Origin of the sequence: Acetobacterium sp. (assembly GCF_036508315.1) — a bacterium.
Classification (GTDB): domain Bacteria; phylum Bacillota; class Clostridia; order Eubacteriales; family Eubacteriaceae; genus Acetobacterium.
This window is the reverse complement of the sequence record NZ_DATCHP010000066.1, coordinates 26,235-36,392: the sequence shown is the minus strand read 5'-3', so window position 1 is coordinate 36,392 and position 10,158 is coordinate 26,235. Positions and strand designations below refer to the sequence as shown.

Genomic DNA, 10,158 nt, shown 5'->3' with positions numbered 1-10,158 from the left:
GATTTTGAACTCCCAAAGAAACGTTTCAGAATAGCTTCATAGCCTTTGAATTTTTTTTCATAACCCAGTTCTTTTATAACCCGTTCGGGAGCACCCATGGTAAAAATAAAGCCTGTTTTAATTTTTTTTGGAACAAGCACGGATCGTTCTTTGTCATAGACAAGATATTGAAAAATCAGGCGTTCAAGAAAACTTCGCATCTCTCCGGTTACCTCGCCTAAATAAATCGGCGAACCTAGAATAAGAGCATCCGCACTTTCGATTTTCTTAAATACCTCAAATAAATCATCGTTGACTGCACATTTTCCGTAGCTCTTCCCGCCTAATTTTTTACAGGCAAAACAGCTGATACACCCTTTATAATTCAAATCGTACAAATGGATCATTTCTATTTCCGCTTTTTTGGAAATGGCACCCACAAGTGCTTTTCCCAGTAAAATGGCAGTATTTCCATCTTTTCTCGGACTTCCGTTAATTGCAATAACTTTCATAACATTCTCCTTCTGATATTTATTTGGGAATTATTTAAATCAATGGTTCTTCTTTAATGAAGGTGCCGTTTTTCAAATCGGTAAAGGCTTGTATTAATTCTTCCTCGGTATTCATAACAATGGGTCCGCCCCAGGCCACGGGTTCTTTAACCGGCAGCGCAGAAAAAAGAATCAGATGCACGGATTTCTCAGTTGCCTTAAGCTCAGCAAAATCGCCATCACTAAAAAGAAGGGCTGACTTTTCCTGATAAATCGTCTCATCGACTTGGCCTTCCCCTTCCATTAAAAATACAAACACTGTTTCTCCTCTGGGTGTGGGAATCTTAACTTTTTTACCGGCTTCGACCATGACATCTAATATCATTGCCTGAATGTGATGGGGTTTCACACCGGTGGTCCCTTCATAGGCCCCGGATAAAACACCGACAGTAAAACCACTGCCTTTGAAAATAGGAATATTTTCTTTTCGAATTTCAAAATATTTAGGCTCTGTCATTTTTTCCGACTTCGGCAGATTAAGCCATAATTGAAAACCCAGCATTCTTTTTGAAGCCTGGGGCATTTCCTGATGCAAAATCCCGCTGCCTCCTGTCATCCACTGAGAACATCCTGATTCGATGGATCCTTTGTTTCCCAAACTGTCCTGATGTTCGATGCGGCCTTCTATCAGGTAGGTTACGGTTTCAATCCCACGGTGGGGGTGCATGGGAAAGCCTTTGATGTAGTCTTCCGGATTTTCAGAATCAAAGGAATCCAACATTAAAAACGGATCGAAATCTTCAACCGTCGGGTGAGATAAAACGCGTCTTAAATGGACACCAGCACCATCAACTGCATTAATCCCCTGTACAACCTGGATCACTTTTCGTGCTTTCATTAAGTACCTTCTTTCATAGTCATATTTTATTTCAAAATCACCGTCGCCTATAATGGCATGGCTCACCGATGCATCAACTATTATCCACATCGATCAATATTTCATTTCGTCTGAAAGGAGGCGGAACATAGGGTGGATTATATCGTGCTAATCGAAAGCTGCTAAGCGTTCTGATATTCTTAGCTTGCAACCATTTTTTCAACTTCATTTGATATTCTTGAATTTTACTATCATTAACCAAACCTGTAAAAGCAACGGATGCACAGGTCTTTTTTTTAATTCTCTTTATTTTGATCTCGGGATTGTCTGGTTCCGGGGGTGGGTCTTTGGTGTATTTACTGGGCATAACAAACTCAGTTGTGACGCCTCCAGGCTTTAGCTCATTAATCACTGGCGTTGTCATGGATATCTTTTTTTATTGGAATTGTTTCCACTGATATAATCAAAAATCTTATTAAATCCACTTGCCTCTTTTATATTAGACTCGTTAGTTGCAGCAGTATAATAACTTTCATAGGACCGTATTTCAAACTTACCATCTTTTTCAAGTGCTTTGTATGCAGCGGTTTCATATTTCGACATTGAAAATCCTCCTTCACCGATTATATGATATTAATACCCATAAATACAATAATATAGTTAAATCTATATAACTATTTTTATTTCAGGCAGATCTAAGATTGGTGTAACCTTTCTTGATTCTTCAAACTAAAAACTCAAAGTAATTTGACAAACATTTCCTGAAGCGATACTCAGACACAATACTCTTTTTTTAAAAAAGATGTTTGATTGTTTTTAAAAAGGGTAAAAATTAAAATACAATTAGCATGCATAAAACATGAAGTGCTAATAAAAATATTTTAGAGGAGGCGTTTTTTATGGCTAACTTAACACCCAATAAGAAGCACAAAGCACTGCCGAGAAGAGACAATATGGTAGATTTGAACAGTATGGTTGACGATTATCTTGATGAGGCTCAGTCACCCGTTCCAAGTCCCACAACCGAAAATTTTAAACTTGATGTAAAGGAAAAAGATGATGAATATATTGTTGATGCCGAATTTCCCGGTTACAATAAAGAAGATATTCAAATCAATTTCAACTATAATATATTGGCCATATCGGCATTAAAAGAAGATGAAGAATATGATGAAGATGAGCGGTATATTCATAGAGAACGGTCATTCAGTTCCGTGGAAAGACAAATATATTTTCCGAATGTGGCTGAAGGTGACATCACAGCGAGTTTTGAAAATGGGATTTTGCAGGTGCATATTCCTAAAGCTAAAGAGCTGGAAATGGAATATTTCATACTAATTGAATAACACTGAAAACCTCGAAAGAGTTTGTTTCAGACTGTCGATAAAGTCACCGGAATTCGAACAAAATGCCATTAGAACATGCTTTCTAATGGCATTTTGTCAACGGTCTGAGCACTTCATTTCAATGAAGTGCTTTTTTGTGTCAGATGCCATTCATGTTGATAGCGCTATGGATATGATTTCAGGAGAAGAGAATCATGAAGTGATTGCGCTAATCGCAGCAATGACTCATTTAAATGAGGAAAATTCAAAGAAGCTTTATGTGGATATTTGGCTTTTAACCCATGGAATCGCCTCATTGGTGGCAACGAATCATTGTCATTTAAGTAACGAGGAAGCAGAAAGTATCCTAATGGATGCTTTTAAAGGTTTTTTAAATCAATTTTCTAAGAAAGAAGAGGAAAAATCATGAATCTATTTTTTTCGACCAGGCACCCATTGAGAAGTGCCATTCTCCTGGGGCTCATCCCCATTTTCTTTGCAGTGTTATCAGGGTTCCTATCAGCCGTATATTCTCTGAGTGTTTCACAGATCCTCATTACCCAAACCCTATCTTTTGGCATCTCAATTCTCATTGGGTTTCTCTTAATGAAAAAGTCGAAATTAGGATACCAGGCTTTTGGTTTTAAGAGTTTCGATTTCAAAAAAAATCCGAACGTCCTGTATTTTCTGCCGCTTATTGTTGTTGAAATACTGCCGTTTATGAATGGATTTGATCAAAGCGTGTCGCTTATACAGATCGGGCTTTTATTTTTATTTGCAGCCGTTGTCGGCATCAATGAGGAATTGTTTTTCAGAGGATTAATGCTTAAAGTACTCCGTATAAAAGGTGTGAAATATGCAATAATCATATCTTCCCTGTTATTTGGAATCGGCCATGCCTTTACCGCACTCGGCGGAAGTGAACCATTATACGTGGTGATCCTCATTATTTTTGCGGGATTGTTTGGCCTGGTCTGTGCAGAAATTGTGGTGATGACTAAAAGTATTATTCCGGTGATTATATGGCATGGCCTTCACGATTTTATTGCAAATATTACATTGGAGACCATCAATACACTGAGTATCACAATTCTCATAACCCAGATACTGATTCTTTGTCTATATGCACTGTATTTATGGAGAAAACTTGAATTCAAAAAAATAGAATCAGTGGCTTAATCAGAAGATCTGCAATAAAAACGAAATAGTTTAAATAATAATGGTATCACTCCTTAACATTGACGTTGACGTTAAGGAGTGATACCATTATTTTTAGAGGCAACTATATCGAATTAGAAAAAACGGACGAGGAACCGGAGGAATGATTGATTTGAAAAATGACAATTATAAATGGATTGCATTATCATGCACAACCATCGGTGCTTTGGTTTCCATTATGAGTGGCGGTACGCTGATTGTTGCTTTACCGGATATTATGAAGGATCTGAACACCGATATGGGAACCGTTACCTGGATACTTATGGGATATATGCTTATTCTTACAATCCTTGTGCCTTCAATCGGAAGAAGTGCCGATATGTTTGGAAGGAAGAAACTTTACGTTGGAGGATTTGCTTTATTCACTATCGCATCGCTGTTATGCGCCTGGTCAAATACCGGCATGCAACTGCTGATCTTCAGGATGATCCAGGCGATCGGCGGCGCGTTAATGATCGCAAACAGTACCGCCATTGTTGCCGATGCGTTTCCCAAAAACGAGCTTGGCAAGGCTCTAAGCGTCAACATTATGTTTATCAGCATTGGCAGCGTAATCGGCACTATTTTAGGAGGATTTCTTGTAACTGTTGGATGGCGAAGCATTTTCTACATCAATATTCCCATTGGCATTATCGGTACCTTGTGGGCCGCATTTCAGCTGAAAGAAATCAATTCTTACAGTGAAAAGCAAAAATTTGATTGGCTCGGAATATTAACATTTACAGCAGGAATGCTTTCTTTGCTGATGGCATTAACCCTGGGGAGTTTTTCCGGATGGGCTCACATTGAAATCATCGGCTTGTTTGGCAGTGCAATGGTTTTAATGACAGCATTTGTTGTTATTGAAAATAAAGTTGCCCAACCCATGCTGGATATGCGACTTTTTAAAACACGGATTCTTGCTTTTGCATTCGCAAGCAATTTGTTTAACGGCATCGCCAGAGGCGCTGTCACCTTTCTGATGATCTTTTATTTTCAGGGCATTAAAGGTAACGACCCCATCACCGCCGGAATATTGTTAACACCCCTGGCAATATCAATGTTTCTCATTTCTCCCATCAGCGGTATTTTGTCAGATAAATATGACTCCAGGATTTTAAGTTCCCTGGGACTGCTGATTTCGGCAGTTGGATTATTTGGAATGATATGGATCACCGAAAGCACATCAACCATTGAACTGATTATTTGGATGTCCCTTATCGGCACGGGATCAGGATTATTCTTTTCACCTAATTCGACATCAATTTTCAAAGCTGTTCCGGCAAACAAACGAGGGATTGCTTCAGGTGTCAGAACCATGCTCAATAATGCCGGAAACGTCTTAAGCATTGCTATTTCAATGGCAATTATTGCTACAAGTGTATCCCCGGAAGCCATGCAGGGTCTTTTTCTGGGCACCCAGGTTGGTTCTCAGGGAATTGCAGTAGGAAGTTTTATTGGGGGTCTGCGACTGGCATTTTGCATTTCATTCGGATTCAGCATTTTAGCCGCCATCTTATCTTATATGAGGGGTCCCGCCCCGAAATGGCAGAAAACTTCCTGTGAAAAGCCAGCCTGATCAATTCATTAAGATACTCTTCTGAATTGATCATAAAAGATTATGGATTAATAAGTAGTAATTTCTTATTTAAACCGATATAATACAAATACTACTTAAAATCGATGACAGTGAAATGAATAACTAATAAAAAGAGAGGATTAATGGATGATGAAGAACTTTTATGATTCAAACAGTCAAAGTGAAATATTGGAACGGATCTTTGACCTAAATCTTGATCTTCTATGCATCATCGATATCAATGGCCAGTTTTTCAAAGTAAATATTGCATGGGAAAATGTACTCGGCTATTCACCGGACGAACTGATAAAAAAAGATCTGATTGATTTTGTCCACCCTCATGATTTGGATGCTACATCTTTCGCTCTGAAAGAACTCATTCCCCACAATGATAATCTGACATTTTCAAATCGTTTTCGGTCAAAGAATGGCGATTACCGGTACATCGAGTGGAATTTCCACCGTTATGGCGATTTTATCTATGTCGCCGCAAAAGATATCACCCAAAAGAAAAGAAATGAAACAGCACGCAAGGAGGCCAGGACTCTATTGGGCAGCAAAAATCAGCAAAGCGACATTGGCAGTGATTCCCCGGTCAGACAAAAGGTCTTGATTGTAGATGATTCACTCCTCAATACAAAACTTCTGGAACAGGCGTTAATGGAAAATTTTGATATCCTCATTGCAAACAGCGGAAAAGAGGCTTTAGCCATTGCGAATTCCAACGATCCTCCGGATATTATTCTACTGGATATTATGATGCCGGAAATGGATGGTTACGAAGTCTGCGAATATCTGCAGCTGGATCCGCATACAAAAGATATTCCTGTTATTTTTGTCACAGCCCTGAGTGAAGCTGAAAGTGAAGAACACGGTTTGAAAATAGGTGCCATTGATTACATTACAAAACCCTTTAGTATTCCAATTGTAAAAGCGAAAATTAAAAATCATTTGGCATTAAAATACTATCAGGATATTCTGAAAATAAATACAGACGTGGATCAATTGACAAACATAGCCAACCGCAGGCGTTTCGATGAGATGTTTTCCATCGAAATAAAAAAAGCAAAACGCATGGGCAGTTTTCTTTCTGTTTTAATGTTGGATATCGATCATTTCAAGTTTTACAATGATACCTATGGGCATTTAGAAGGTGATGAATGTCTGCGTAAAGTCGCTTTTGCCATTAAAAACACATTAAAAAGACCCGGTGATTTCGCTGCACGCTGGGGCGGCGAAGAATTCACTTGTCTGCTTCCGGATACAGACCGCCTTGGCGCAGCTAAGGTATGTGAAAAATTAAGAATATCTATTATGGATTTAGGAATTGCCCATAAATCATCACCGGTATATAAAGACATCACCGTATCCATTGGGGTTATCACGTCAGACCCATCGGAAGATGGCTGTTACGAATCCCTTTTAAAACATGCAGATGCTGCATTGTACCAGGCAAAAGACTCTGGACGAAACCGTGTTAACATCTGGAATCAGTGATATGAAAAATATAAACGCAGAGTTTATTTTATTGACAAATGCATTATATACTGCATTTGTTCAAGCATTCGCCAATGAATTTGCTTTAATATATGCAATTATACTGTAGCTGCTTTTTTAGGATTCCAGCCTTTATCAAAAAATGAACTCAATAACCGGAGTTCTTTTTTTGATCCAAATATTATCACTACAAATGATATTGATGCTCAAAAAAACAATCATATCGTTAATTTTCGATTTTCTTCTCTTGAAAAATCTAATATTAATTGCAGTTTTTTTTCACCATAAGTTTATTCACTATTAAAGTCAATAGTGCCAGCATAAATAATCCAATAGCTGAAATCATAAACTTAAATATGAGGTTGCCTCCGGCAAAGGTATCAACTAGAACATTCATAATAATGGGCGAAAGAAATATGCCTAAATTGACAGCTGCTGTGATGATGGCAATAGCTGTTGCACGCATCAATGGGCTTACTGCGTTTGAGGCGATAAATGTGCCGGCTGGCATAACCGTGGATAATCCGATGCCCAGGCAAATAGCAGCAATAAAGAGTGCCGGCAGGGTGCCAATGGTGAAAACTAAAACCATTCCCATCCCCTGGATAAAAAGTGCCACGGGAATCATTAAAGACTTAAGTGTGCGCAGCAAACCTCCAAACAAAATGCCGGTGACCATTCCAGCAGCGGATATGGTTGTATTAATGAAGCCACTGGTGGTTGCATCGCCAAACCCTTTGCTGACGACTAAAAGTGCAATATTTGTCTGGAAAACAAAGGAAAAGACTCCAAATAAAAACATCACCAGGGCTGTAAAATAAACCGTACCGTTTAACTTTCCGATTTTTTCAATATGCTGTTCCTCTCCATCTAAGGTGGGCTGATCCTTTGGCAAGTATTTCATGGTAATAAAAATAACCGGTATAAAGGCAAGATAAACAAGGTAGGAATAATTCCATTGAACACCTGCCAATATCCCTGAAATAAAAAGAAGAACCATGCTCCCGCCATTGGCAAAGGCGGATTGCAGCCCCATCATGGCGCCGCATTCCGCTCCGGTATAATAGTGAGCGATTAAAGCCATGGACATGGTGGTGATAATCCCTTGAGCAATCCCGATTAGGACACTTGAAAATAACAAAACCCAAATACTGGCTGTTCCCCAAAAAAGGGCAACCATCCCACCGGTCAATCCGGATGTCAGAGCAAAAATGACAATGGTTTTTTTCGGTATTTTCATTGAAATCGGTCCGGATGCAAATGCAAAAATTAGCCCAAATAGCGAGGGTATGGTTAATACCATTTGAATCAGGGATTGATCTACTCCTGGAAAATGTGCCTGGACATCTGCCAATATGGCTGATGCCGTGAGCCATATTAAGATAATGGATGAAATTGACAAAATGGCGAATTTAATTCTCTTTTTTTTCAATGGTTTCTCCCGATTGACATTAATGCATTCTCCATGGCCCTGGAATGGTACAAGGAAAATTTTCAGAAACCACGTTAAAACTTGTTGTGATTAGCTTTACTTTGCTTTTTTCGTTATATTTTGTTGAAAAACATTTAAAGGCTACTGTTTGATGGCCTGACCTTCACACCATTGGGTGATGGTTTTTTCATTTGAATACTGATACAGATTTACAGTATCAATAGCTGAATCCGTTTTTGCCTGGGTAATCACCACAAAGGTCATGGTTGGATAACCCGGGTTTCGATCGATCCAGGTGCCGGAGTTGGCATAGATGGTCTTTTCACCTGCAGGATTGGTTCGTGGCAGAACACGACCCACATGGGTATGTCCGAAGACGACGATTCGTTTGGAGGCATCAAGATCAAAAAATTGGTTTTGGGCCTGGTCATCTGTAAAATCAAAGGTTGCGGCTCTGACTAAGGCATCAATATACGGTATTTTTACCTTTATACTATTGATATCCTGGCGTTCATCCCAGGTATCCTGCATGTTTTTATATAATTTTACATCGATGACACCCTCTCTATTTTCATAGGGAAAGAGATCGTTAATGGCGTAAGCCTCGGTAAAACCGTCAATGTTGGTTTTAATGAGCTTGTCTGCCGAGCTTTCATGAACCGGCAGCAATTCCATAACCCCCTGCCACATCCTTGATAACACATAGTAACCAAATTGGCTGACATCGTTTTTATCAGGAGCTGTCACCACCGGGAAGGTATTTGTTGTGTTTTGGGGTTGACCTTCCCTCAGGGAGTTTGCTGCGATTCGTGTAAAGAAATATCCGGGTGGTAGGATTGAGGTGTTATTTTTGGTGATCTCCCGGTTTGAGATGGGATCCGGTGTACAAAAAATATTCCAGCGGTGACCATGTTCAATGGCGATTTCTGAATTTTTCCCGGTTACATAGGTGCCCAGCCCCTGGTTGTCATCCCTTGCCTGATTGATCCCCGGTAAAATCCGGGCAACATCGGCTTCGGTCAGCAAGATATCGTGGTTTCCGGGAACATAGGTTACTTTGATATCCCCTGCCTGGATAATATTATTGAAGGCATCCACAATGGTTTGATTGTTTGCTGCAACCCCATCAAAAAAGTCGGCTTGGGAATCCGGAAGGACATATTCCATAGGTAAAAACCAGCCGTCAAATAAATCCCCGGTGATCACAAGTTCGCTGATATGAGGGGAGGTATTCACCTGGGTTAACAAACTGGCCAGTGCCTGTTTGTTGGCGACGGTTTCAGCAAAGGCATCGTCGATGCCCAAATGTAAATCGCTGATGATCACAATTTGTGACCGTTCATTATTCAAATCCGGAATATCGGTGAAATTAAAGACATTGTTAGTGGCAAAATAACCTACATAATCAGAAGCCAAACTCGCTCCGTTTACTGACTTCAGGTTACTGCTGATGTGGATTTTATAGGCTTCTCCCCCAGTAAAGGGTCTGACCATTTCATTGTTGATCATGAGGGTATTCTTATCATCAGGATCAGTTTGAAAACTGATAGTTTCTTCAACCAAGGCACCATCTCTTTTGATTGTGTAAAGCGTCACCGCATCGGAAACCGTTTTAGCATCCAGTTTTTCACTGAATGTCAGGGTGATTGTCTTGATGCTGTTATTCAGCGATGGGTGTTTCTCAGAACAGGACATGAAAACATTTGATGCAAAGGTCATGACACCAACTTTTGGCTCCGAATCATTGTTGTTTTTCATTTTTAATCTCCTTGTTGATTTGC

9 protein-coding genes and 1 pseudogene are annotated in these 10,158 nt (G+C 39.6%); 5 read left to right on the top strand and 5 right to left on the bottom strand.

Annotated features, from left to right (window positions below; genetic code table 11):
• The 3 genes and pseudogenes from VIK44_RS08645 to VIK44_RS08635 all read right to left on the bottom strand — a co-directional run.
• Window positions 1-491, bottom strand: a 491-nt coding sequence (locus tag VIK44_RS08645) for a flavodoxin family protein (RefSeq protein WP_331553472.1), incomplete at its 3' end; no start/stop codon positions are given.
• A 34-nt stretch (window positions 492-525) separates the two neighbouring features.
• On the bottom strand, window positions 526-1,368 hold the full coding sequence (locus VIK44_RS08640; RefSeq protein ID WP_331553473.1) for a pirin family protein: 843 nt from the start codon (window positions 1,366-1,368) through the stop codon (window positions 526-528).
• A gap of 73 nt (window positions 1,369-1,441) precedes the next feature.
• Window positions 1,442-1,950: pseudogene (locus VIK44_RS08635) on the bottom strand (SOUL family heme-binding protein).
• A 296-nt stretch (window positions 1,951-2,246) separates the two neighbouring features.
• On the opposite strand from VIK44_RS08635, the gene VIK44_RS08630 reads away from it, so the two are divergent.
• From VIK44_RS08630 to VIK44_RS08610, 5 genes are all read left to right on the top strand, one after another.
• Window positions 2,247-2,693, top strand: a complete 447-nt coding sequence (locus VIK44_RS08630) for an Hsp20/alpha crystallin family protein (protein WP_331553471.1) — start codon at window positions 2,247-2,249, stop codon at window positions 2,691-2,693.
• 136 nt (window positions 2,694-2,829) lie between these two features.
• The gene (locus VIK44_RS08625; protein WP_331553470.1) at window positions 2,830-3,102 is read left to right on the top strand and encodes a hypothetical protein; all 273 of its coding nucleotides are present in this window, start codon (window positions 2,830-2,832) and stop codon (window positions 3,100-3,102) included.
• The gene (locus VIK44_RS08620) at window positions 3,099-3,851 is read left to right on the top strand and encodes a type II CAAX endopeptidase family protein (protein WP_331553469.1); all 753 of its coding nucleotides are present in this window, start codon (window positions 3,099-3,101) and stop codon (window positions 3,849-3,851) included. Before VIK44_RS08625 ends, VIK44_RS08620 begins: the two co-directional genes overlap by 4 nt.
• Window positions 3,852-3,993: 142 nt before the next feature.
• Window positions 3,994-5,448 carry an MFS transporter gene (locus VIK44_RS08615; RefSeq protein ID WP_331553468.1) on the top strand — a complete coding sequence of 485 codons (1,455 nt, stop codon included), beginning with the start codon at window positions 3,994-3,996 and terminating at the stop codon, window positions 5,446-5,448.
• 147 nt (window positions 5,449-5,595) lie between these two features.
• Window positions 5,596-6,945, top strand: coding sequence for a diguanylate cyclase domain-containing protein (locus VIK44_RS08610; protein WP_331553467.1), 1,350 nt, complete (start codon window positions 5,596-5,598; stop codon window positions 6,943-6,945).
• Window positions 6,946-7,207: 262 nt separating this feature from the next.
• Here the strand turns inward: VIK44_RS08610 and VIK44_RS08605 are convergent, their stop codons facing one another.
• Both VIK44_RS08605 and VIK44_RS08600 read right to left on the bottom strand, forming a co-directional pair.
• Window positions 7,208-8,377, bottom strand: coding sequence for an MFS transporter (locus VIK44_RS08605; RefSeq protein ID WP_331553466.1), 1,170 nt, complete (start codon window positions 8,375-8,377; stop codon window positions 7,208-7,210).
• 141 nt (window positions 8,378-8,518) lie between these two features.
• Window positions 8,519-10,135 carry a metallophosphoesterase gene (locus VIK44_RS08600; RefSeq protein WP_331553465.1) on the bottom strand — a complete coding sequence of 539 codons (1,617 nt, stop codon included), beginning with the start codon at window positions 10,133-10,135 and terminating at the stop codon, window positions 8,519-8,521.
• Window positions 10,136-10,158: the final 23 nt, after the last annotated feature.

Coding starts and splice junctions, on each gene's coding strand:
- VIK44_RS08630 (WP_331553471.1), top strand. CDS start 2,247: ATGGCTAACTTAACACCCAATAAGAAGCACAAAGCACTGCCGAGAAGA.
- VIK44_RS08620 (WP_331553469.1), top strand. CDS start 3,099: ATGAATCTATTTTTTTCGACCAGGCACCCATTGAGAAGTGCCATTCTC.
- VIK44_RS08610 (WP_331553467.1), top strand. CDS start 5,596: ATGATGAAGAACTTTTATGATTCAAACAGTCAAAGTGAAATATTGGAA.
- VIK44_RS08600 (WP_331553465.1), bottom strand. CDS start 10,135: ATGAAAAACAACAATGATTCGGAGCCAAAAGTTGGTGTCATGACCTTT.
- VIK44_RS08640 (WP_331553473.1), bottom strand. CDS start 1,368: ATGAAAGCACGAAAAGTGATCCAGGTTGTACAGGGGATTAATGCAGTT.
- VIK44_RS08615 (WP_331553468.1), top strand. CDS start 3,994: ATGATTGATTTGAAAAATGACAATTATAAATGGATTGCATTATCATGC.